The sequence below is a fragment of the Rhizobium rhizoryzae genome, from assembly GCF_011046895.1.
In the GTDB taxonomy this organism is placed as follows: Bacteria; Pseudomonadota; Alphaproteobacteria; order Rhizobiales; family Rhizobiaceae; genus Neorhizobium; species Neorhizobium rhizoryzae.
Window position 1 is genome coordinate 1030471 of record NZ_CP049250.1, and the last position, 22196, is coordinate 1052666.

Below are 22196 nucleotides of genomic sequence, written 5' to 3' on the forward strand. Positions count from 1 at the left end.
ACTTTCTCACAATTCATGTGTTGATTTCGCGAATTTTGCACAGTGCTCAGTGTGCGTATAGTGCCTGTCAAAGGAGAAGCGACATGTCCTATGCCATTCAGTTTGCTCAGACGGGTGAAGCCGATGTTCTGCAGAAAGTGAACGTGGAACTCGAAGATCCCGGGGCTGATCAAATCCGGATTCGACATTCTGCTATTGGTCTGAATTTCGTGGATGTCTATCATCGCCAGGGGATCTACCCTTTGCCTTTGCCTGCCGTACCAGGTGTAGAAGGAGCGGGGGTGGTAGAAGCGGTCGGTGAATATGTCACAAACGTCAAGGTTGGTGATCGGGTCGCCTATGCTGGGGTCGTTGGTGCCTATGCCGAGACGCGACTCCTGCCTGCATGGCGAGCCGTCAAACTTCCGGACTCGCTGGATTTCGATCTGGCCGGCAGTACATTGTTACGCGGGTTGACCGCATTCATGCTGCTGCACAAAGTCTACCCTGTCTCTGCGGGCATGGTGATACTGGTTCATGCGGCCGCAGGTGGTCTCGGTACGATCCTGGTGCGGTGGGCGAAGTCTCTTGGCGCCGAGGTGATCGGTACGGTCAGTTCATTGGAAAAGGCGCAACTGGCAAGGCAGGCTGGCGCGGATCATGTAATCGTGGGACGTGATGTGGACCTTGCCGTGGAAGTCGAAAAATTGACGGGTGGCCAGGGCGTTCACCTGGCAATCGACGGTATCGGGGGAGCGACGCTCGCCAAGACGATTGCCTCTGTCCGACCCTTTGGAATGACGGCAAATATTGGCCAAGTCGCCGGTGCGCCGCCTGCCGTTCCGTTGAGTGCTCTTCGATCAAACGCATTTTCACGACCGAGCGTCATGGCTTTTACGGCCAATGAGGCGGCTTACCGGCCGGCCGTGATGGCGGTGTTGGAAAAGATGGAGGCGGGTGTGCTGGACACTCCGTCCCGAACCTATGAACTGACGGATGCCGTGGCAGGGCATCGTGATCTGGAAGCGGGAATGATCACAGGCGCAGCAGTCTTCAGATCGTGACATCAAAAAAGCCGGACGTTTGTTCACACCCGGCTTTTGAAATCTTGAAAATATTATTCGGCAGCGTCCGCAGATTCTGCGTTCAGCAGACCATACTTTTCTTCGCCAATCTTGCCGAGAAGCTCAAGCTGCGTTTCGAGGAAGTCGATATGACCTTCCTCATCGATCAGCAGTTCCTCGAAAAGCTTCATGGAAACATAGTCGCCAGCTTCGTGACAGATATCGCGCGATGCCTTGTAGGCGGTACGCGCATCGTATTCACCGGCAAGATCTGCCTCCAGAACTTCGCGAACGTTCTGGCCGATGCGAAGCGGAGCAAGTGTTTGCAGATTCGGATGACCCTCAAGGAAGATAATGCGAGCAACAAGCTTGTCGGCGTGCTGCATTTCTTCAATGGACTCAGCGCGTTCTTTCTTGGCTAGCTTTGTATAGCCCCAGTCTTCCAGGAGGCGATAATGTAGCCAGTACTGATTTACGGCGCCTAGTTCTAGAAAGAGGGCCTCATTAAGCCGCTCGATGACTCTTTTGTCGCCTTTCAATGTCCGCTCTCCTGTTTTCCTCGTGGAATTGTTTCAAGCGAGACATATAGTCGATGACATCTGCTTCCGTCGAGTGGTGAGCAGCATGATATTCTTCGGTTGTACGGATAATCAGGTCAACCACATTGGGAAAACATCCGCAGCACCGGCCGCGCTTCTGCATGGCGTGATAGACTTTTGCAGGCACAATGAGCTGCCAACAGTCCTCGTCGAGGAGACCGTTGATCACGTCCCTGATTTCCCGATCGGTAATGTAATTGCAACTACAGACAAGCATGCTGTTCAGCCATCAAACATGACATTCGATATCCTCTTTTATAAAGCGGACGATGAATGTCAACAAAAAATGGCAGACGGCGCATCTGCTCTCTTTCTTGTGAGACTGGATTGCTATCTGCGGCTTGGCTTCAATGAAAATTGCGTCCTTTGGGCAGGACCTCGGCATTGGGATGTTGAGGGGAAGCTTCTCCTTTAACCGTTGAAAGAGCCTCGGGCATGGGTCTGCGTGGCCGGTCGCGATGGTCCGCCGTTGGGCGCAAAACCTCATCGACGCGCTCGCACAAACTAAACCGTCGCTTCTCTGCCTGCAGCAGGCCCAACATATGGGTCATGTCTTCGATCTCATCGGCGATCACGTGAATGACCCCGCTCTCTCGTTGCAACATGCCCCGAATACGCACGAGACGCGCCGCCATGACAACGGAACGGAAGCGTAAGAAAATTTTCGGGCGGATAATGGCATTTGCCACACCTGTTTCATCCTCCAGCGTCATGAAAATGACCTTAGCGGTTCCGGGCCTTTGCCGGATAAGCACCAGCCCCGCAATTTCCACACGCCTGTTTTTCGGTGCCGTCAGCAGGTCACGCATCTGAATGATGCGTCGCTTGACGAGTTCGTTTCGTAGAAAGGTTATGGGATGCGCCTTCAGGGAGAGGGTCAGGCTGCGGTAATCTTCAATCACCTGTTCGCCTGGAGGCATTTCCGGAAGTTCGAAATCCGGCTCCTGCTGAAGATCATCCCGCTTGAGGGTGCCGTCACGGATGGCATGTTCAAAAAGCGGCAGGTTTTCACTGGCATTGCGAGCATCCAGCGCGCGCACCTCCCAGAGAGCCTGACGGCGATCCAGCCCCATGGACCTAAACGCATCCGCCTCGGCAAGGCGCTCGATACTGGCGCGGTTCATGCCGGATCGCAGCCAGAGATCCCGGATCGAGCGATAACCGGATCCCCGGTTCGGCATGAGCTTATCGATGATTTCCTTTTCCGGCAGCCCCTTGATCAGCCGGAAACCCAGCCTGACGCTATATTTCGAACGGATTACCTGTCGCATATCCGCGTGCTGGGGGCTCAGCATTCGCGGATCATAGCCCTTACCGCCTTCCAGAATGCTGTCCCAATCGGAGAAATTCACATCGACCGGAAGAACGGCAGTGCCATGCTCCCGGGCATCGCGCACCAGTTGGGCAGGCGCGTAGAAACCCATGGGCTGTGAGTTCAGAATGGCGGTCAGGAATACGTCCGGATAGAAGGCCTTGAACCAGCATGAGGTATAAACCAGAAGTGCGAAGGATGCGGCATGGCTTTCCGGAAAGCCATATTCGCCAAAGCCTTCGATCTGGCTGAAGCAGCGCTCCGCAAAGCCTGGATCATATCCACGCTCGATCATCTTGCTGACCATCTTGTCACGGAAGTGATGAATGGTGCCGGTGCGGCGGAAGGTGGCCATGGCACGGCGCAGCTTGTCTGCCTCGCTTGGGGAGAACTCTGCTGCGACGATGGCAATCTGCATCGCCTGTTCCTGAAACAGTGGCACACCCAGCGTGCGTTCCAGAACGTCCTTCAATTCAACACTCGGATATTCAATCTCACGTCCGTGGCGTTCATCTTCCCGCCGTTTGAGGTAGGGGTGAACCATATCTCCCTGGATTGGTCCCGGACGAACGATGGCGACCTCAATCACGAGATCGTAGAACTTGCGAGGTTGCAGGCGTGGCAGCATGCTCATCTGTGCCCGACTTTCGATCTGGAAGACGCCGATCGTGTCGGCCCGGCAAATCATGTCATAGACCTCGGAACGATGATCCTTGAGGATCTCGGGCAGCGATTTCTCCTGTCCATAATGGCTTTTCAGCAAATGAAATGCCTTGGCGAGACAGGTCAGCATGCCGAGCGCCAGAACATCAACTTTCAGAATGCCGAGTGTGTCGAGATCGTCCTTGTTCCACTCGATCATGTAGCGGTCCGGCATGGCTGTCGGCATGATGGGTACCACTTCATCCAGCCGATCGCGTGTAATCACGAAGCCGCCGACATGCTGGGTCAGATGGCGGGGGAAGTCCATGAGCTGTCGAGCGTAATCCAGCATGCGCCGGGTCAGGGGGTCTTGTGCATCAAGCCCGGCGTTTTTGGCATCCCGCTCCGAGAGGCCTTCAGTCGACCAGCCCCAGACGGTGCTGGAAAGGGCAGATTGCACGTCCTCCGAAAGGCCAAATGCCTTGGCAACCTCGCGGCCCGAAGATCTGGTCCTGTAACTTGTCACCGCTGCGGCAAGCCCTGCATGCTCCTTGCCGTAGGTTTTGTAGATGTGCTGGATGACTTCCTCACGCCGTGCATGTTCAAAGTCCACATCGATGTCCGGCGGTTCATCGCGTTCTGTCGAAAGGAATCGGGCAAACAGCAGCTTGTTCTGGTCTGGGTCGACATCGGTAATGCGCAGGCAATAGCAGACAGTGGAATTGGCGGCGGAACCGCGACCCTGACAGAGGATGTCTTCAGAACGGGCGAATTCCATGATATTGCGCACCGTCAGGAAATAGGGCGCATATTTCTTCTCCAGAATCAGGGCCAGTTCTTCCTGAATCTGTCTTTCAACCTTGGGCGGGATGGTGCCGCCAAAGCGTTCGCGAGCACCCTCATAGGTCAGGCGCCGCAGGGTTTCCCAAGGTGTCTCGCCATTGATCCTCTCCTCCGGATAGTTGTGCTTCAACTCCCGCAATGAAAATGTGAGTTGTGAGAAAAATCGCACGCTATTGGAAACCGCCTGCGGATAGTGTCGGAACACTGCAGCCAGTTGACGCGCGGTCTTCAGATAGCGTTCTGCATTCGCTGCAAAGCGAAATCCCGCTTCCTGAACCGTGACATGTTCGCGGATGGCCGTCACGACATCCGATAGCGGTCTGCGGCTGGGATGATGGTAAAGCGGCTGGTTCGTGGCGATCAAGGGAATGCGGGCATTCGCTGCCCATTGCGCGAAACTGGCAAAGGCGAATGTATCAAGTCCGTCATAGTCCGGAACAAGCGCCATATAGAGCCGGTCGCCGAAGCGAGTTTTGAGACGATCCAGAAGGGCAGGGAAGTCAGAGGCCTTTTGTGCATCCTCCAGCAGGGGGCGATCCGGCACAATAGCCAACATCATCTCGTCTCCCCATTCCAGAAGATCCTCGAGATAGATCAGGCAGCTTCCCTTTTCCGTGCGCAAGTTACCAGCGCTCAGCAGACGGCAAAGATTGCCCCATCCTTTCCTGTTCAATGGAAATGCCAGGACATCGGGTGTGTCGTCGCTGAAGACAAGCCGCGAACCCGGCTGTACCTTCAATTCCGTATCCTCTGGCAGATCCCGTAGTTGCGCATGGGCACGCACAACGCCTGCCACAGAATTGCGGTCGGCAATGCCAAGACCTTTGAGCTCGCCTGTTTTCGCGAGTTCAGCCGCAGCCTGTACCATTTCCTCCGGATGGGATGCTCCCTCCAGAAAGGAAAAATTGGTGCGAGCACCAATCTCGCAGAAGGCAGGCGTATCCGGTCTCATGCGAAAATGCCATGCATGTACCAGCTTGGATTGGCGATCTGGTCATAGAGCCCCTGGCGATAGACCCAGAAGCGCTGACCCGTCTCGCATTCCAGCCGGAAGTAATCCCGCGTCGGCGCGTCCTCACCTTCCAGCCACCATTCGGCGGCAATGCGTTCAGGCCCTTCCGCATGGCAAACCTTATGCGTCAGCCTGCGCCAGCGAAAACGGATGGGTGGGCCATCCGGTACATCCACGGCATAGGCCTCCAGTGGCTCCGGATGGCGGAACAGGCGCAAGGGACGCTCTTTGCCGATAAGAGCATTCTCTACCAACGGTGCTGCTTCCGGTATCGGCACCGGCTTGAAGATATGGCTGAGGGCTGGCACGGAAAGGATAGCGCGCTCCGGAATATGGCTCTCTCGTAATTGGTAGGCCGTAAGACACTCGGGGCCGAAGCGGGCCGAAACCTGATCCACGAAATCGGCAAGTGATAAATGCCTTTCATCCTCGCCTTCGAAATCCTTCTGGGCATGATCGAAAACCTCGTGACGCAGCACGTTCAGCCGCAGGAGCTCAAAACCGAAGCCCGCATCCAGATCATCGTGAACACCTTTCAGCCGTTCGGCAAAGAGTTTGGCAATACGAGCAGCATCCCTTAAGGGCCGAGAGGCACCCGCCTTCAGCCGAAAGACCTTGCCATCGACCCGAAACAGAACCAGTTCGAAGACGCGCCCACCTGCACCTCTTGCCTCCAGCCCCGGTTTGAGGCTTTGCGCCACCTGTGAGGTGAGTTCCAGAATGTCGTCCTCCGCCTGAACGGGCTCGGCGAGACGTCTTTCAGCGGAAAGATGCGCTACGGGTCGGCGAGGGGATATGGCTTCGTCATCCAGACCCAAGGCCTGATCCAACCGCAGAAGAAGCTGTGTCCCGAAACGTCGTGCCAGAGGTGCGCGTGGGGCCTCCAGCAGATCGCCAACCTGTTTCAGGCCAAGCTTGGCGAGCCCTTGCACGGTTGCATCATCAATCCTCAGAGCTGCGAGCGGCAAGGGCGCCAGTAGGCGTTCATGCTCATCCTCCCCGATAATTCGGCTTGCATCGAAACGGGCGACAGCCGACGAAAGACCTGGAGCGGACGAGATGGCACCTTTGACCTCCAGTCCCATCTGCTCCAGCCGCAGCAGGATTTCCCGCAGCATGGCCTCTTCACCACCGAAAAGATGCGCGCAGCCAGTAATGTTCAGGAACAGGCCATCCCTGCCTTCCAGTGCCACCAAAGGCGTGTAGCGGTCACACCAGTCCGCCAGGGCTTCCAGAAAGCGTTTGTCCGCTGCTTCATCTTCTTCCACCATGACAAGAGCAGGATGGATGGCGCGCGCTTCCGCCAGCCCCTGCCCTCGCTTCAGCCCCACGGTTTCAGCATGCGAATCCAGTGCGGTCAGACGCATGGCGTTTTCCCGCCGGCCGGCGCAGACGAAAATGATGTCTTCAGGACGCCCGGTCGAACGCCAGGACAGCCCCCAGCGGCGGCGAAGGATCCTGTCTGTCGAGAGCCTTGGGAAGTGAAGCGCCAGAATGCGCTGTCGGCCGTTCGAACGAAAGAGCGCGTTCTGTCGGGTCGAGGGCGATGAGACGGCGGTCATGATGGTTCCACTCCAGATGCAGGGAAAGCGGGGCCGCATTGCGGCTCTTTTCCAAAGTTAGATGGAAGACGGATGAACCGATGCTGCCGCCAAGCATCGATCCATCTGGCAGGCGACGAGGGGAGGCGAGGGAGGGTTCGACATGGAAACGGAAAAGGGCGCTGGATGCCTCTTCCTCTCCCCCATGTCGCAAGATCAGAAGCGGACGTCCTGCTGCCTTTGCCCGCAGGCTTAATCGTCGGCTTTCGGTCAAGCCGAAGTGGGCAGGGTTTCCGCGCACTTCAAAAAAGGTTGCGGCAAAGATGCCGCTTGAAAGCGCGGCTTCTGCAAGCCACAGGGCGTCTTCCAGCCGGTTCGGTGCCGCATGCAGGAACCGGTGGATGGACAGGCCAAAGCGCTTCAACCCGATTGGGTAGGGCAGACCGGCGTCACTGGCGGTCATGCGATCTGAAATCCACAGCAGTGGGCGATTTTCAGCCTTCTGGAACAGGCATCCAAGCGCCATGGCAAAGCCGGACAGAGCGCCTGCATGACGTAGACCGTCACTGCGCAGTTCGGTGATCCCGCCACAAGGCAGACCGCCGTCCAAAGCTTCATCCAGGAAATCCACTCCCGTCCTGATCCGGGCCTCGTCGCCACCTGCCGGATGTCCGGCATGGCTTGCCTGGGCGGCGGCCAGTGCCGGAAGGGATTTGCCTTCCAACCGGGCAATCGTTTCGCGCAGGGCAAAAACAGTCTCCTGCGCCAAGGCGTTTTTCGCCATGACGTCAGCTCCATCGCTTGGATCTCCTCGGTATAACGCCTGAAGAGATCATATGTTCATGTTATGTTCTTATGGATTCCAGAGGTCGCGGCAAGAGTCAACGGGGCTGGTAACCAGTTTCACCGACTCATGCAGGTGGTGATTGAATCCGCACTCGAAAATTTTTTGAGAAAACCTTATATGGGGTCGAGAAAAGGAGCAGTTATGGCCCGTGTTGACCAGACAGATGATTGGCGGGATCGCCACGCCCCAACCATCAGCACTTTCGAGTCGCTGGCAATCGAGGCCTATGGCAATCTTCCGGAAGAATTTCGTGCGCTGACGACGAACCTGATCATCGAGATCGAAGATTTTCCTGATGATGAAGTGTTTGAGGATATGGCGCTGGAAACGCCTTTCGATCTTCTGGGTCTCTTTGAAGGACGTGGAATTTCTGAACGCTTCACCATGGAAACGGGTGAGCTTCCCAACCGCATCCGCCTCTATCGTCGCCCTATCCTTGACTACTGGGCTGAAAATGACGAGACGCTGGGCGATATCATCACCCATGTTCTCATCCACGAAATCGGCCACCATTTCGGCTTGAGTGACGATGATATGGAGCGCATCGAGGAAAGCGCAGACGAGGCAGCGGATCGTACCGGCTGATTAGCCTGGTCCCATCTTATCGACGGGCTTCCGTTGCCATGCGAATGGCAAGGCCTGCCAGGACTGTCCCCATCAGCCAGCGTTGAACAACCAGCCAGCTTGGCCGGCGGGATAGAAAGCCTGCGATGGATCCTGCTGCGAGTGCAATCATAGCATTCACTGTAATGCTGATCATGATCTGCGTCGTTCCAAGTGCTAGCGATTGTACGAGCACGCTCCCATGATCGGGCTGGACGAATTGCGGCAGCAGCGAAAGATACATGACGGCGATCTTCGGGTTGAGAAGATTGGTCACAAAGCCCATGGCGAACAATCTGCCTGGGCTATCCTGCGGCAGGTCCTTCACCTGAAATGGCGATCTGCCGCCCGGTTTTACCGCCTGCCATGCCAGATAAAGCAGATAGACCGCTCCGCCAATCCGCAGCGCATCATAGGCATAAGGAACGGCCATGACGATGGCCGTTATACCGAATGCCGCGCACAGCATGTAAAATATGAAGCCGAGCGCCACGCCGCCGAGAGAAATGAGTCCTGCTTTCGGCCCCTGGCAAATCGAGCGCGAAATCAGGTAAACCATATTCGGTCCGGGTGTCAGAACCATGCCCAAGGCAATAAGTGCAAATGTAGATATAGTTAAAATATCAGGCATTAGCACTCCATTCATTATAATATTATTGCTCACCCAGCTTCATGCTTGGATCATATTCTTTACCCTCTACCGTTTTTACAACTGCCTGACCGCAGTAAAGCTTGTTCTCTGCGGCGTTGAACGTATGGGATGGCGAGCCATAAAGTTCCCAGCCCTTGTTGAGGGCATCGGTCACGCGATGACAGAAGCTGGAATCGTCTGGTCCGGTCAGGAAGCGATAGACTTTCATATTTTCATCTTTCTTCGTTCAATGATGTGCATTTGGTTGATCAATCGCTCTGCCTGTTCAAGGTGCAGCCGCTCGATCATTCGGCCATCGAGGTTGATGACATTGAGTTGAGACGCTTCCGGCTTTGCAAAGGCGTCCAGAATCATGCGCGCCTCAATGAGTTCCTGTTCAGAAGGACCGAAATGCCGGTTTGCCGGTTCGATCTGGGCAGGATGGATCAGCATCTTGCCATCGAATCCCATTTCACGGCCTTGCAGGCACTCGTTCTCGAAGTTTTCGCCATCACGAAAATCGTTGAATACGCTGTCGATGACGGTGAGGCCGTGGGCGCGGGCGGCCAGCACCACCTGCATGAGCCAAGGAACAAGGTAGGCCCGGCCGGGCTTCGGCAGAACGCGTGTTTCCTTGCGCAGATCGTTCAGCCCCACCACGAAGCCTTGAAGTCTTGGGGCGATTTCACGGCGGGCGGCAGCCAGCATCCCCGCATTCAGGATGCCCTTCGGCGTCTCCATCATGCCCCATATTGCCAGTGAGGGCGACGTAGCGGCGAGTTGCGTCTCACAGGCCTCGAGCTCTGCGAGGGTTTCCAGTTTGGGAATGAGAACCGCATCCGGCACTAATTCTCGCACGAGAGCGATATCTTCCGCTCCAAACTCGGAAGCCAGCGGATTGACGCGAATGATGGTGAGGCAATCAGCAATCCGTCCTGCCGAAAAGAACTGACGCAGATTGTCGCGGGCAGCTGCTTTTTGTTCGACTGCCACGGAATCCTCCAGATCGAGGATCACACCATCGCATTCGAGCATGCGAATCTTTTCCAGCGCTCGCTGATTCGAGGCAGGAACGCTGAGGAGAGATCGGTGCAGAACGGGAAGAGAAGAGGCACGTTCAGTCATCGCAACTTTGTGACAATCTTTGTGATGCGATGCAATAGCGCAGAAATGCAAAAGCCCTTGCAAGACTCAAGATTAAGGCCCACATTTCCCACAGAAGAAAGGCTTTGAATATCATGCAGAACATTCGTGCACTCCTCTATGGTCTGGTCGGTATTGCTGCGATCGGTACACTTGTTGTGCTGACAGCGTCCCTAACGCTCGCCTTTGCCGGAATGTTGGCCGTCTTTACCGTGGTGAAAGCCATGACGCCTCGCCTCAAACCCGCACCTGTGCGCGCCAAGGCAAAATCTACCCAGTTCGAAATGCGTGTCTGGAACGATGGCCGAGGCACCATCATCGATCTCTGAAATCTAAGCAGCTTGTTGATGAGGCGCTTGAGTGGAGTGCCTCTCGGGAATATGCCCCCGGGCCTATCGCAGAGGTGCAATTGTCTGACACTTTTGCGCGACGCGCCTGTTTGGCCCTGCTTTAAAGCGGGTCGCGATTGTTAATATCCGCTTATGACGCTTTAACTCTTTATTTTATCGCATGTCGTTAGCGCAAAACCGCTGAACACTTTTGCGCGACATGCTTTAGTACCGTTTGACGTTAATCCGGTCTTCAAATTCCCTGCAATTTGGTCTATGGCAGCTTCCGAATTATAAGTCTCGCGGAGGCAGATCATGGAAAAATTCGTCAAGCTTACCGGCGTTGCTGCGCCGCTTCCCGTTGTCAATATCGACACGGACATGATCATTCCGAAGGATTACCTGAAGACGATCAAGCGCACCGGTCTCGGCAAAGGTCTCTTTGCTGAAGCCCGCTACAAGGATGATGGTTCGCTGAACCCTGACTTCGTTCTCAACAAGCCTCAGTATGAAAATGCCAAGATCCTGGTGGCCGGTGATAACTTCGGCTGTGGTTCTTCCCGCGAGCATGCGCCATGGGCGCTGCTGGATTTCGGCATCCGCTGCGTGATCTCCACGTCCTTCGCCGACATTTTCTACAACAACTGTTTCAAGAACGGCATTCTGCCGATCGTTGTTTCGCAGGATGATCTCGACAAGCTGATGGACGATGCCTCGCGTGGCTCGAACGCAGTCTTGACGGTTGATCTGGAAGCACAGGAAATCTCCGGTCCGGATGGCGGCAAGATCACCTTCGACATCGACCCGGCGCGCAAGCACATCATGCTGGAAGGCCTTGACGACATTGCCACCACGCTGAAGAGCGATTCCGCAATCGCGAGCTTCGAGAGCAAGGTACAGGCCGAGCGTCCCTGGCTCTGAAACTGATCGAACATGAACCCGGCTCCTCAAGGAACCGGGTTTTCTTTTGCTCTCGTTCTGCGGCAGGCTCGGACGAGGTGAGGAGAGGAGCGCTGGCTGACGGCAGCGCAGAGGTGAGCCTGCTTTTGCCAAGGATATGATTGATGTCTCACAAGCTTTTCCTTCTTCCCGGTGACGGTATCGGTCCGGAAGCCATGGCCGAAGTTCGCAAGATCATCGCCTATATGAATGAAGCCATGAATACAGGCTTCGAAACTGAAGAAGGCCTGGTCGGCGGCTGCGCCTATGATGCGCATGGCTCGGCCATTTCCGAGGACGACATGGCAAAGGCCATGGCAGCTGATGCCGTTCTCTTCGGTGCCGTTGGTGGTCCGAAGTGGGATGCGGTGCCTTACGAAGTGCGTCCGGAAGCCGGTCTGCTCCGCCTGCGCAAGGATCTCGAACTGTTTGCAAACCTGCGCCCGGCCATCTGCTATCCGGCACTTGCCAATGCGTCCTCCCTGAAGCCCGAGCTGGTTGAAGGCCTCGATATCCTGATCGTTCGCGAGTTGACGGGCGGCGTTTACTTCGGCGAACCGAAGACAATCACAGATCTGGGCAATGGCCAGAAGCGCGCAATCGATACGCAGGTTTACGATACCTATGAAATCGAGCGTATCTCGTCGGTCGCATTCGAACTCGCCCGCACGCGCAAGAACGCCGTCTGCTCCATGGAAAAGCGCAACGTCATGAAGTCTGGCGTTTTGTGGAATCAGGTTGTGACCGAGACCCACAAGGCGAAGTTCTCCGATGTGAAGCTGGACCATATGCTGGCGGATGCCGGCGGGATGCAGCTCGTTCGTGCGCCGAAGCAGTTTGACGTGATCGTAACCGACAACCTCTTTGGCGACATGTTGTCCGACGTGGCCGCCATGCTGACCGGCTCCCTCGGAATGTTGCCGTCTGCTTCGCTGGGGGCACCGGACCCCAAGACCGGCAAGCGGAAGGCGCTTTATGAGCCTGTACATGGTTCGGCGCCGGATATTGCAGGTCAGGGCATTGCAAACCCGATCGCCATGATTGCCTCCTTCGCCATGTGCCTGCGCTATTCGTTCAACATGGTTGCGGAAGCCGATCGCCTCGAAAAGGCTATCGCCAACGTCCTCGACAAGGGTATCCGTACCGGCGATATCATGGCTGAAGGCGCAACACGCGTCGGCACCGCCGAAATGGGCGATGCCATTCTGGCCGAGTTCAAGTCGCTCGCGGCCTGAGCGAATTTTTCATCTACGACGATTGCGACGCCCTGCATCTGCAGGGCGTTTGCATTTTAGAGCGGGGTTCGATCTGATGGGATCAATTCGGTTAGCCCAAACCGGTTCGTTCCACGAGGAGAAGGGCGCGTGTCGTAGCTATCGCATACGGCCAAGCCCTTCGACACAGTGGACGGCCGGTTTCGGCTAATCCTCCCGCCGGATTGCCTTGCAATCCGGCAAGCATTTGAAGTGCCGAACACGCTTGTCGCTTTGCCTCGGCAAAGCGGCGTGGCCGGTGGGCGGCCTGTATTTTCGGCTTTCGCCTCGGACGTATATCCAGATATGCCCTTCGGCAAAATCCTTGATCCTGACGAAAATCCATGGCCGCAGAATGATTCAATCAGGTCGAACCCCGCTCTAACATAGGGAGAAGGGCATCAAACTGCTGTTACGTAGCTAGTGTATCCTAGGCTAATTTCAGCGATGAGGTGGCCCGATGCTCAAGTCCATCGTCCGGCGTTCTAACAGACATCGTCATAGTCCAGTCGATTATCATCCTGAGTGGCTGATCCTGGGCGGAAATATCGCGCTTCTGTCCGCTTTTGTTTTCGACGAGCCTGTCGCCCGCTTTTTTCGCTCTACGCACTCGGAGCTCAAATCCTTCGGGACAGTCATTACTGAAGTTGGCAATTCGGGATGGATCTTTGCCGTGGCGGGCGTCCTGCTTCTGCAGGCGCTGAAACATCTGCGAGCCGCCGATTGCCGTAGCATTCGCTACAACGCCTCACTCATCATGCAGGCGGCAAGCTACGTGATTCTGACGGTCGCGATCTCAGGCCTGACTGCCAATCTTTTGAAATGGTTGATTGGGCGAACGCGACCGGCGCTCGAAAGCACATTTACATTTGCGCCGTTCGAGGGCGGCCATCTTTATGCAAGTTTCCCGTCCGGTCATGCCACGACCATCGGCGCCATCATGATGAGCATCTATCTTCTGGCTCCGATCTTGCGCCTCCCGATCCTGATTCTCGCGCTTTGGCTCGGCTTTTCCCGCGTCATGGTTGGGGCGCATTATCCAAGCGACGTCATTGCCGGCTTGGCTCTTGGAGCCTGGTTTGCCCTGTTGTTTGCCAGCATTTTTGCGCGATACGGATTGCTGTTCAGGAAGATGGAGCGAGATTTCCCTCGCCCGCGCAGCGGCTTGCGCCTGACCAGTGGACCAGACCCGATCGCGATAAAATGATCGAATGAGGCGGATCAGGCCTTTGCCGGGTCGTTGTCCGGATCCATGCCGATAAACGAAAACAGGATGTCACGGGCTTTGTCTTCGTCCCGACGCCGGGCCGCGTCGCAGAGGTCGTCCAGCGCTTCCTTGAGCGGCAGTTTGGCAATGGCGCTGGAATCCGCACGCAGGATCTTGGGATGTTCGGTCTTCATGGCGTTTGCCATATCGTAGAACAGCTCTTCGAAAAGCTTTTCACCGGGGCGACTGCCTGTCACCTTGACCTCAATTCCGCCCACCGGGTTCCTGGCGTCCCTGACTGCAAACCCGGCCAGCCGGATCATGTTCTCCGCCAGATCGCCGATACGGACCGGTTCGCCCATTTCCAGCAGGAAGATATCGCCGCCCTGTGATAGCGCGCTTGCCTGGACGATGAGTTCGGCTGCTTCCTGGATCGACATGAAATAACGACGCATGTCCGGATTGGTTACCGTTACGGGTCCACCATTGGCGATCTGCTTCTTGAACAGCGGAACCACGGAGCCATTCGAGCCCAGAACGTTCCCGAAACGAACCGCACAGAAGTTCTGCTCGCGACCCAGTTCCCGCGCCTTCAGCGCCATCTGGCGCACGATGAGTTCGGCCCAGCGCTTGGTAGCGCCCATGACATTGGTTGGGCGAACCGCCTTATCGGACGAGATGAGGACGAAGTCTGCGATGTTTTCCTCGAAGGCAACCTTCGCAACCGTTGCCGTTCCGAAGATGTTGTTCTCGATACCTTCAATGGCATTGGCTTCGACCAGCGGCACATGCTTGTGCGCTGCCGCGTGGTAAAGAATATCCACCTTGTGCTGGCAAATGGCATCGCGCACACGCGCTTCATGGGTGATGGACCCCAGAACCGGAATGACGGGGCAGCGCCCTGTCGCCTGCAGTTCCTGGTCGATCATGTAAAGCGCATACTCATTGGCTTCAAAAAGAATGAGGGCCTTGGGCTTCCATTGAACGATGAGGCGGCAGAGTTCCGATCCGATCGATCCGCCCGCGCCCGTCACCATCACTGTACGATCTTCAAGGATCCTGCCGAGCAGCTTCGGATCCGGCGGTACGAAGGAGCGACCCAGCAATTCGTCGATCTCGATCTCACGGATCTGATTGGCGAGATAGCGTCCATCCACGAGGTCAGTAATGTCTGGCACTGTGCGGATCTTCACGCCGAGACCACTGATGCTGCTGATCACGCTCTTGCGCCGATCTGCCGAAAGCGACGACAGCGAGAGGATGATTTCCTCGACGCCATATTGATCGATCAGCTTTGGCAAGTTGGCCGGATTGTAGACGCGATATCCACCAAGATCGCGACCATGATGGTTCGGATCCTCATCCAGCAATCCGACGACATATCGATTGCCATTGCCGCGCAACGCGGTTGCAAGCTGTACCGAGGAGGCGCTTGCACCGTAGATGAAAATCGGATGTTCGTCCCGGCGCATGCCGGTGCCCTGGTTCAGGATAACTTTCACGGCAAACCGAAAGCCGCCGACGAGCGTCGTGCCGATCGCGAAATAGAAGAACGGGACCGAGCGGGGAACGACGCCGCGCCCGGACATTTCCAGCATGAAGACGACAAGGATCCAGAGCATGGTGGCTGCCGCCATGGCCTGGAGGATTGTCCAGATGGCCGTATCAGGCAAATAGCGCAGCACAGCGCGGTAGAGGCCCAGCCGTATGAAGATCGGTATGGCGATGATGGGTGCTGCCAGTGCGAGAAAGATGCGCTCGTCCGTCAACACCGGATCCCAGACAGCATAGCGCAGGGCATAACTTGCCCAGATCGCCATGATCAGCGCAGCACAGTCGTAACCGATCAGGATCACTCGCTTCCAGAAGCGCGGCATGCTTTCGATGATGTGGCGCAAAAAGTGAAGCATCGTCTATCCGGCGGGAACCCTGTTACTGTGGGCATATCAAGCGGCGCAAACTCCGCATCAACGAAATGTCATTCTCGCGAGGGTAATCCCAGAACGGTCTTCTTCAAGGCGTCATCGACCTCGAATGGTGGTGACCATCGAAGGCTTTCGACCGTCTTGCCTATATCGACCTGGAGATTGCTAAGCAAGCGGTCGCTATAGGAACGTTTCCCCAGCGCGACAGCCATTGCGTGCAAAAGGGCTGGGGGTACCGGAAGATTGAACCCGTTTCGACCTTGTAGGCGTGCCAGCCTGGAGAAGAGGTCGGCTGTCGACAAATCCTTTTTGTCACTTGCCATGAACACTCTCTCGTTCGGCATCTCTGCTTTTGCCGCCTTGATGAGGAGATCAACCAGATTTCCGACATAGATCAGCGAGCGCTTGTTCTGGCAGAGACCGAAGGGGGAGGGGAGGCCGCTTGCTGCCCATCGCATCAACAGACTGAAATTGGCGCCCACGCCCGGCCCGTAGACCAGTGGCGGTCTTACAATGATGACCTCAAGCCCTGTTTCGTCGGCAAGTTTCAGCAATTGTACTTCTGCTTCGGCCTTCGATTGACCATAGGCGTCCTCGGGTGCCGGAGGGTCACTTGCCTTGAAGGCTATTCCGAGGCCTGTTCTTTCGCCATTTACTTTGACGGAGCTTACAAAAACGAAGCGACGGACCCCTGCAGCCTGTGCCTGCCGTGCCAGATTGACCGTGGCTTCCACGTTCAACGCGCGGAAGGCAGCCAGTGGGTCCGCTTCCGTTTCGAACATGACATGCACCCGGGCTGCAAGATGGACGACCGTCTCGATTCCTTGCAAAGCCGCCGACCAGTCCGTGGTCCGGCTGATATCGCCAATCGCAGTCGTCGCGTTTGCGCCATTGCGCGTGACTGGCCGGAGCGGAATATTCCGATATTGCAGTTCATCGCACAGATGGCGACCCACGAATCCATTGGCTCCGGTAACAAGGATCATGTCGGCTTCCTGCCGTTCAGCCGAACACATCGAGCGCGGTAGGCCTGTGGAGAGGCTGAAACGTCGTCAGGTAGTCCGGCGCCCGCCGCCAGCACAGCCAAAATCACGAGGCCGTAGGCGATGAGGACGATGCACCATCCGGCGAACCCCTGCGGCACGATCATCGCGAGCGGTAGAAGGATCAGAAGATTGATGAAAAACGCTGCTGTGGAGACGGGCCGCGCGCCTCCGAAGCGGCGAGACAGGCGCTGATAGGCATGTGCACGATGAGCCTGTGACAGCCTGTCGGCGCCCAGAAAGCGGACAATCAGTGTCGTTGTGGCGTCGGTCGCAAACAGAAGGGAGAGCAACAGCCATTGTGGCAGCGTCATCCAGCCCTGGACCAAGGTCTGGAACGCCAGTGCCACGATGATGAAGCCCAGAAAAGTACTGCCTGCATCACCCATGAAGATCTTTGCAGGAGGCCAGTTGAATACAAGAAAGCCAAGGGTAGCAACCGCGACGATTGCCATCATCCACCAAGGCCATTGATCGAGGGCCGCAGGAACCTGAAGGAAGGAAAGTGTCATCGCAGATACCATCATCGTCACGGCTTGCTGCCCTGCAATTCCATCGATCCCGTCCATGAAATTGAAAAGATTGATCCACCAGACTCCGCTGATGAGGAGAAGGAGAGTAAGCAAAGGCATCAGGATGAGGTTGGTCCCGCCGCTGAGCACTGCGACCGGTTGAGTGATGAGCAATGCACCCATGACGCATACTGTCTGGACAGCCATTCTCAATCGCGCCGGAAGCGGATTGCGGTCATCGATGAAACCAACGACAGCGATGATGAGCGAAAGAAAAAGCAGGGCTAGATCGCTGAGTGTCGTTCCGGGAAGAAGAAAACCGGCCATGCAGGCAGCGATAACGATGCCAACGCCGCCGCCTGCCGGGGTTGGTTTCACGTGAGACGATCTTCCAAGAGGGATCTGGATGAGGCCCAGCGCCGCTGCGTTGCGGATCATCACATAGACGCAAAATACGCTGACGGCGAAGCAGCCGATGAGAATGGCAATGTTGGCCAGCATGCAGTGTTCTCTCCTGATGCCGCCTGCTCTAGAAGGCGTGCCCTGTCTTGTCCAGTCGAAGATCGGCAACGGCCCAGCGAGGTCTTGACTTCATCACGAAATCTTCTAATGAGTTCAGCCGAAAGGAAGCAAGAATGTATCGCTGCGACAATCACATCGCTGCCTTCTGCCAACCGGCTCGACCAGCCGGATCGCTTCCCGTTGCATCCGCATCCGAAAAAACCACGGCCAAAACGACGACGAAAACCGTCTGACGTCTCTGGCCCACCGCTCTCTCCCCGGTCTGGCCGGGGATAAGGGATACACGGCGCGTTTCCGTGGTTCCCCCCTCCCACATCCGAGGAGAGAAGAGAAAGAGAGCAGTAACATGGGTTTCAAGATTGCAATCGTCGGCGCGACCGGCAATGTCGGACGGGAGATGTTGAACATCCTCTCCGAACGCGGTTTTCCAGCATCAGAAGTTGTCGCGCTGGCTTCCGCTCGCAGTCAGGGCACGGAAGTTTCCTTCGGCGACAAGACGCTGAAGGTTTCCAATCTCGACAATTACGATTTTTCCGATACGGACATCTGCCTGATGTCTGCCGGCGGCACGATCTCGCAGAAGTGGTCGCCGAAGATCGGCGCGCAGGGCTGCGTCGTCATCGATAACTCATCAGCCTGGCGTTATGATTCGGAAGTTCCGCTGATCGTGCCGGAAGTTAACCCGGATGCGATTGCCGGCTTCACCAAGAAGAACATCATTGCAAATCCCAACTGCTCGACGGCGCAGCTTGTCGTCGCCCTGAAGCCCTTGCATGATGTCGCGAAGATCAAGCGTGTCGTCGTTTCGACCTATCAGTCCGTCTCCGGCGCGGGCAAGGAAGGCATGGACGAACTCTTTACACAGACGCGTGCTGTCTTCGTCGCAGACCCGGTTGAGTCCAAGAAGTTCACCAAGCGCATCGCGTTTAACGTAATTCCGCATATCGACGTGTTCATGGAAGACGGCTACACGAAGGAAGAGTGGAAGGTTCTGGCCGAAACCAAGAAGATGCTGGATCCGAAGATCAAGGTTACCTGCACCGCTGTGCGCGTGCCGGTCTTCATTGGTCACTCGGAGTCCGTCAATATCGAATTCGAAAACGAAATCACTGCCGATCAGGCACGTGATATTCTGCGCGAAGCTCCCGGTTGCCTTGTCATCGACAAGCACGAGAACGGCGGTTACGTCACGCCTGTCGAATGCGCTGGTGAAGATGCCACCTACATCTCTCGCATCCGCGAAGATGCAACGGTCGAAAACGGTCTCAACATGTGGGTCGTTTCCGACAACCTGCGCAAGGGTGCTGCACTGAATGCCGTTCAGATCGCAGAGCTTCTCGTCAACCGCGGTCTTATCAAGCCGCGCAGCAAGGCGGCATAAACTTACGGTTTCGTAACCATGTTTCGGTAAGCCTCGCTCTCACGAGCGGGGCTTTTCTCTGGACAGTTCACGATCATTTCATAAGTGGTTGAGTTGTGCGCGACGAAGCCTCTCGCCATAACCTCGACAGAAACAGGAACCCTGGTGGTGCGAAGAGCCGCGGTTCTGCAACGGATGGGATCAACGAATGTTGAAATCGATCGCTGGCGGTGTTGCCGCCCTCGCAATGCTCCTCAGCGTCAGTGCAGCCCAGGCTGCATCCTGCGGAAACGATGCCTCGGGTTTCAATGCCTGGGTGGATAATTTCAAGCGGGTTGCGCCATCCAAGGGTATTTCCCCCTCCGTGCTCGAGACGGCTTTTGCGAATGTGCAATATAACCGGCCGACCATTCGGGCTGACCGTGGTCAGAAAAGCTTCAAGCTTTCGTTCGACGAGTTCATGAAGAAGCGCGGCGGACAGGCGATCATCTCACGCGGCAAAAGCATGAAGTCTGCAAATGCGGCGCTGTTTGCCAATATTGAACGCCGCTACGGCGTTCCGGCTGGTCCCTTGCTTGCAATTTGGGGCATGGAAACCGGCTTTGGTTCCTTCCTGGGCGATCAGCATACGCTTTCTGCCGTAGCCACGCTGGCTTATGATTGCCGTCGCTCGGACTACTTCACGGAACAGCTTTATGCAGCTCTCCAGCTTGTTGCCCGCGGTGATCTTTCCACCACGGCGAAGGGTGCTGCCCATGGCGAGATCGGGCAGACGCAGTTCCTGCCGCTGAACGTCATTCGCTATGGTGCGGATGGCGACGGTGACGGCCATGTCGACATGGTTCGTTCGCGCGCAGACGCCTTGGCATCGACAGCGAATTTCCTTGTCGGTCACGGATGGCAGCGTGGTGCTGGTTATCAGCAGGGACAGCCGAACTTCAAGGCTATCCAAGGCTGGAATGCAGCGACAGTGTATCAGCAGGCTATCGCCTATATCGGCGCTCAGATCGACGGCTGATACGCCCTTGATCCTGATTGGAGAGCGTCCCTTCCAAAGGGGCGCTTTTTTCTTTGGAGGTCGTTATGCCTGAGGCCGGATGAAATCGCCTGTCTTTCCATCCATGACCCAAAGCTCGCCGGTCGAGATATCGAACCAGGCCCCGTGAATACGCATGCTGCCCTTTTCTTCCAGGATGCGGATGCAGGGGAAGGTCTTCAGATTCGCAATCGAATTGCGGATTGAAACGCGCTCGAGCGCCGTCTGCCGCTCTGACTGCGTCATGATCTCCGTGCTTGGGATCTGGTCGGCAGTCGAGCGAAGCATGCCCATCCATTTGCCGATGAAATCGCCCGGTGAGAGGGGCTCGTCCATTGGGTCCAGTGCGGCCTGAATGCCGCCGCAGCGACCGTGACCCATCACGACGATATCGCGAATCTTCAGAGCTTGTACGGCATATTCCAGGGCAGCCGATGTTGCGTGGAACTGTCCGTCCGGTTCGTAAGGCGGAACCAGATTGGCGACGTTTCGCACGACGAAAAGTTCACCCGGCCCGCAATTGAAAATGGTTTCCGGTGCTGCCCGCGAATCGCAGCACGCAATCATCAAGGTGTGCGGCTTCTGACCCTTTTCGGCGAGTGAGCGGTACCGCCCGCTCTCCTCCACATATCGCCCGCTCATGAAGTCTTCGTAGCCTTTCAGCAGGGAGACGGGAAAATCGCTCATGGTCAGGCTTATCCTTCAGATGAATTCAATGCCTCCCGCTTAAACCCGTAACGGGGCTTGCTCAACAATTTTGTCTTTTAATCACAAATGCGCTGGTCTGATTGAGGTCTGGAGATCTACCTTGCCGACATTCACCGCCGTTTTGCCCGTGATGGATGCATAAGATGTCGCATCTGCACCATGGCCATCGGCGCTGACAGGCTTGCAGAGTCCGTTTCCAGTCCAAGCTCGTCGCTGCCGCGTTTGGCTGTTCGTGCCAGGATCTCGAAGACGCTGGCAGTTGCGAGTTGCAAGGCCTTCTCTTCGGACATGCCGGAAAGCAATCGGGCAAGGAAGATGGCGGAGAGCAGATCGCCAAGCCCGTTCGGTGCGTTATCAATCAGCCGATGTTCCGCCAGAAGAGCGGTGTTACCGCTGATGTAAAGATTACCGGTGCCGCCAGCCATCATCGGGACCGCTGACGTAACCAGCATTCGCGAAGGACCGAGCGCGATTGCCGCGTCCATGATGGCGCTGTTGGTGTCAAGGTCGGCTTCGGCGAACCAGGCAAGTTCATATCGATTGGGCGTTGCCAGGGAAGCCAACGGCAACAGATGATCACGAACCGCTTCTGCTGTCGCCTGAGGTACATAGAGGCCGCCTCTGTCGCCAATGACGGGATCACAGGCGTAGAACAGATCAGGATTTTTCTGACGCAGACTGTTGACCAGTCGCGCGGCAGCGGCCGGCTGATCCGGATGACCAAAGTAGCCGGTCAGCACGGCTTTGACCTCTCCCGTCCATGGGCTGCGAATAAGGTCATCAATCATCTGTTCGAAGATGTCAGGCGGTGTCACCATGCGGGTCGATGGTCCGTGGCCCGGGTGCCAGGGTAACAGGACTGTCGGCATGGCCCATACGGGAACTCCCATGGTCTCTAATGCGAACACGGCCGCACGATTGCCGACGGAACCCCGAATCACGTGACTTGAGATCACAATGACCGCGCTTTGATCGTTTTTCATCGAATACGACACCCTTTCGAACCTGTTGAATCGATTTTACGACGATCGCGCCAAGAAAACGTATTGAATTCTGCCAAAACTTGTCCAAAGGCTGCCATGCGGCTCTGATATGGCTGCAATATTCAAGAAATTCCTCAATATCTCATACAAAAAACAACTCTAT

The 22196-nt window shown here is 56.2% G+C and carries 21 protein-coding genes; 8 read left to right on the forward strand and 13 right to left on the reverse strand.

The features are described from left to right. Positions 1-83: 83 nt before the first annotated feature. A complete protein-coding gene (locus tag G6N80_RS11150) occupies positions 84-1043 on the forward strand; it encodes a quinone oxidoreductase family protein (RefSeq protein WP_165133808.1) in 960 nt (319 codons plus the stop codon). Positions 1044-1096: 53 nt separating this feature from the next. Here G6N80_RS11150 and bfr read toward each other — a convergent pair whose 3' ends face one another. The 5 genes from bfr to G6N80_RS23345 all read right to left on the reverse strand — a co-directional run bounded on the left by bfr (position 1097) and on the right by G6N80_RS23345 (position 7776). Beyond that, positions 1097-1582: a bacterioferritin gene (gene bfr, locus G6N80_RS11155; RefSeq protein ID WP_062557243.1), complete on the reverse strand. Its 486-nt coding sequence runs from the start codon at positions 1580-1582 to the stop codon at positions 1097-1099. Then, the gene (locus tag G6N80_RS11160) at positions 1548-1868 is read right to left on the reverse strand and encodes a (2Fe-2S)-binding protein (protein WP_343048872.1); all 321 of its coding nucleotides are present in this window, start codon (positions 1866-1868) and stop codon (positions 1548-1550) included. The genes bfr and G6N80_RS11160 overlap by 35 nt, the downstream gene beginning before the upstream one ends. Before the next feature lie 121 nt (positions 1869-1989). After that, on the reverse strand, positions 1990-5391 hold the full coding sequence (locus G6N80_RS11165) for an error-prone DNA polymerase (protein WP_165133811.1): 3402 nt from the start codon (positions 5389-5391) through the stop codon (positions 1990-1992). Continuing rightward, complete coding sequence (locus G6N80_RS11170; protein ID WP_246251474.1) at positions 5388-6818, reverse strand: Y-family DNA polymerase; 1431 nt, start codon at positions 6816-6818, stop codon at positions 5388-5390. Before G6N80_RS11170 ends, G6N80_RS11165 begins: the two co-directional genes overlap by 4 nt. A gap of 40 nt (positions 6819-6858) precedes the next feature. Beyond that, positions 6859-7776, reverse strand: a complete 918-nt coding sequence (locus tag G6N80_RS23345; protein WP_246251475.1) for an ImuA family protein — start codon at positions 7774-7776, stop codon at positions 6859-6861. Between the two features lie 204 nt (positions 7777-7980). Between G6N80_RS23345 and G6N80_RS11175 the strand changes: the two genes are divergently transcribed. Further along, the gene (locus G6N80_RS11175) at positions 7981-8424 is read left to right on the forward strand and encodes a metallopeptidase family protein (protein WP_062557238.1); all 444 of its coding nucleotides are present in this window, start codon (positions 7981-7983) and stop codon (positions 8422-8424) included. A gap of 16 nt (positions 8425-8440) precedes the next feature. Here the strand turns inward: G6N80_RS11175 and G6N80_RS11180 are convergent, their stop codons facing one another. The 3 genes from G6N80_RS11180 to G6N80_RS11190 are packed head-to-tail and all read right to left on the reverse strand — an operon-like array spanning position 8441 to position 10198. Further along, positions 8441-9073, reverse strand: coding sequence for a LysE family translocator (locus tag G6N80_RS11180; protein ID WP_165133817.1), 633 nt, complete (start codon positions 9071-9073; stop codon positions 8441-8443). A gap of 22 nt (positions 9074-9095) precedes the next feature. Further along, positions 9096-9302, reverse strand: a complete 207-nt coding sequence (locus G6N80_RS11185) for a DUF1737 domain-containing protein (protein ID WP_062557236.1) — start codon at positions 9300-9302, stop codon at positions 9096-9098. Beyond that, entirely contained in the window at positions 9299-10198 is a 900-nt protein-coding gene (locus G6N80_RS11190; protein ID WP_165133820.1) for an HpcH/HpaI aldolase/citrate lyase family protein, read from the reverse strand. The genes G6N80_RS11185 and G6N80_RS11190 overlap by 4 nt, the downstream gene beginning before the upstream one ends. A 113-nt stretch (positions 10199-10311) precedes the next feature. Here G6N80_RS11190 and G6N80_RS11195 point away from each other — a divergent pair, with 113 nt between their 5' ends. The 4 genes from G6N80_RS11195 (at position 10312) to G6N80_RS11210 (ending at position 13944) form a co-directional block, all read left to right on the forward strand. Then, positions 10312-10545: a hypothetical protein gene (locus G6N80_RS11195; RefSeq protein WP_062557234.1), complete on the forward strand. Its 234-nt coding sequence runs from the start codon at positions 10312-10314 to the stop codon at positions 10543-10545. 315 nt (positions 10546-10860) lie between these two features. After that, complete coding sequence (gene leuD, locus G6N80_RS11200; protein WP_062557233.1) at positions 10861-11466, forward strand: 3-isopropylmalate dehydratase small subunit; 606 nt, start codon at positions 10861-10863, stop codon at positions 11464-11466. A 143-nt stretch (positions 11467-11609) separates the two neighbouring features. Next, positions 11610-12719, forward strand: a complete 1110-nt coding sequence (leuB, locus tag G6N80_RS11205; protein WP_376748652.1) for a 3-isopropylmalate dehydrogenase — start codon at positions 11610-11612, stop codon at positions 12717-12719. A 478-nt stretch (positions 12720-13197) separates the two neighbouring features. Next, positions 13198-13944 carry a phosphatase PAP2 family protein gene (locus tag G6N80_RS11210; protein ID WP_165133826.1) on the forward strand — a complete coding sequence of 249 codons (747 nt, stop codon included), beginning with the start codon at positions 13198-13200 and terminating at the stop codon, positions 13942-13944. Between the two features lie 14 nt (positions 13945-13958). Here G6N80_RS11210 and G6N80_RS11215 read toward each other — a convergent pair whose 3' ends face one another. The 3 genes from G6N80_RS11215 to G6N80_RS11225 form a co-directional block, all read right to left on the reverse strand. Then, positions 13959-15854, reverse strand: a complete 1896-nt coding sequence (locus G6N80_RS11215) for a polysaccharide biosynthesis protein (protein WP_062557230.1) — start codon at positions 15852-15854, stop codon at positions 13959-13961. Between the two features lie 68 nt (positions 15855-15922). Beyond that, positions 15923-16855 (reverse strand): NAD-dependent epimerase/dehydratase family protein, encoded by a 933-nt coding sequence (locus G6N80_RS11220; protein WP_165133829.1) that lies wholly within the window; start codon positions 16853-16855, stop codon positions 15923-15925. After that, positions 16852-17925 carry an MraY family glycosyltransferase gene (locus G6N80_RS11225; RefSeq protein WP_165133832.1) on the reverse strand — a complete coding sequence of 358 codons (1074 nt, stop codon included), beginning with the start codon at positions 17923-17925 and terminating at the stop codon, positions 16852-16854. The genes G6N80_RS11220 and G6N80_RS11225 overlap by 4 nt, the downstream gene beginning before the upstream one ends. Positions 17926-18292: 367 nt before the next feature. Here G6N80_RS11225 and G6N80_RS11230 point away from each other — a divergent pair, with 367 nt between their 5' ends. Both G6N80_RS11230 and G6N80_RS11235 read left to right on the forward strand, forming a co-directional pair. Next, positions 18293-19327: an aspartate-semialdehyde dehydrogenase gene (locus tag G6N80_RS11230; RefSeq protein ID WP_062557227.1), complete on the forward strand. Its 1035-nt coding sequence runs from the start codon at positions 18293-18295 to the stop codon at positions 19325-19327. A gap of 187 nt (positions 19328-19514) precedes the next feature. After that, a complete protein-coding gene (locus tag G6N80_RS11235; RefSeq protein ID WP_062557226.1) occupies positions 19515-20324 on the forward strand; it encodes a lytic murein transglycosylase in 810 nt (269 codons plus the stop codon). 63 nt (positions 20325-20387) lie between these two features. Here G6N80_RS11235 and G6N80_RS11240 read toward each other — a convergent pair whose 3' ends face one another. Together G6N80_RS11240 and pdxY are read right to left on the reverse strand one after the other, a co-directional pair. Beyond that, positions 20388-21029: a carbonic anhydrase gene (locus tag G6N80_RS11240; protein WP_062557225.1), complete on the reverse strand. Its 642-nt coding sequence runs from the start codon at positions 21027-21029 to the stop codon at positions 20388-20390. A 131-nt stretch (positions 21030-21160) separates the two neighbouring features. Next, positions 21161-22033, reverse strand: a complete 873-nt coding sequence (gene pdxY / locus G6N80_RS11245; RefSeq protein WP_165133835.1) for a pyridoxal kinase PdxY — start codon at positions 22031-22033, stop codon at positions 21161-21163. Positions 22034-22196 lie beyond the last annotated feature (163 nt).

Bases quoted from the DNA above. Each gene is read 5' to 3' on its own strand.
- G6N80_RS11190 (WP_165133820.1), bottom strand. From the start codon at position 10,198: ATGACTGAACGTGCCTCTTCTCTTCCCGTTCTGCACCGATCTCTCCTC.
- G6N80_RS11240 (WP_062557225.1), bottom strand. From the start codon at position 21,029: ATGAGCGATTTTCCCGTCTCCCTGCTGAAAGGCTACGAAGACTTCATG.
- G6N80_RS11215 (WP_062557230.1), bottom strand. From the start codon at position 15,854: ATGCTTCACTTTTTGCGCCACATCATCGAAAGCATGCCGCGCTTCTGG.
- G6N80_RS11230 (WP_062557227.1), top strand. From the start codon at position 18,293: ATGGGTTTCAAGATTGCAATCGTCGGCGCGACCGGCAATGTCGGACGG.
- G6N80_RS11225 (WP_165133832.1), bottom strand. From the start codon at position 17,925: ATGCTGGCCAACATTGCCATTCTCATCGGCTGCTTCGCCGTCAGCGTA.
- G6N80_RS11235 (WP_062557226.1), top strand. From the start codon at position 19,515: ATGTTGAAATCGATCGCTGGCGGTGTTGCCGCCCTCGCAATGCTCCTC.
- pdxY (WP_165133835.1), bottom strand. From the start codon at position 22,033: ATGAAAAACGATCAAAGCGCGGTCATTGTGATCTCAAGTCACGTGATT.
- leuB (WP_376748652.1), top strand. From the start codon at position 11,610: ATGTCTCACAAGCTTTTCCTTCTTCCCGGTGACGGTATCGGTCCGGAA.
- leuD (WP_062557233.1), top strand. From the start codon at position 10,861: ATGGAAAAATTCGTCAAGCTTACCGGCGTTGCTGCGCCGCTTCCCGTT.
- G6N80_RS11210 (WP_165133826.1), top strand. From the start codon at position 13,198: ATGCTCAAGTCCATCGTCCGGCGTTCTAACAGACATCGTCATAGTCCA.
- G6N80_RS23345 (WP_246251475.1), bottom strand. From the start codon at position 7,776: ATGGCGAAAAACGCCTTGGCGCAGGAGACTGTTTTTGCCCTGCGCGAA.
- G6N80_RS11220 (WP_165133829.1), bottom strand. From the start codon at position 16,855: ATGATCCTTGTTACCGGAGCCAATGGATTCGTGGGTCGCCATCTGTGC.
- G6N80_RS11185 (WP_062557236.1), bottom strand. From the start codon at position 9,302: ATGAAAGTCTATCGCTTCCTGACCGGACCAGACGATTCCAGCTTCTGT.
- G6N80_RS11175 (WP_062557238.1), top strand. From the start codon at position 7,981: ATGGCCCGTGTTGACCAGACAGATGATTGGCGGGATCGCCACGCCCCA.
- G6N80_RS11165 (WP_165133811.1), bottom strand. From the start codon at position 5,391: ATGAGACCGGATACGCCTGCCTTCTGCGAGATTGGTGCTCGCACCAAT.
- G6N80_RS11195 (WP_062557234.1), top strand. From the start codon at position 10,312: ATGCAGAACATTCGTGCACTCCTCTATGGTCTGGTCGGTATTGCTGCG.
- G6N80_RS11180 (WP_165133817.1), bottom strand. From the start codon at position 9,073: ATGCCTGATATTTTAACTATATCTACATTTGCACTTATTGCCTTGGGC.
- G6N80_RS11150 (WP_165133808.1), top strand. From the start codon at position 84: ATGTCCTATGCCATTCAGTTTGCTCAGACGGGTGAAGCCGATGTTCTG.
- G6N80_RS11170 (WP_246251474.1), bottom strand. From the start codon at position 6,818: ATGCGTCTGACCGCACTGGATTCGCATGCTGAAACCGTGGGGCTGAAG.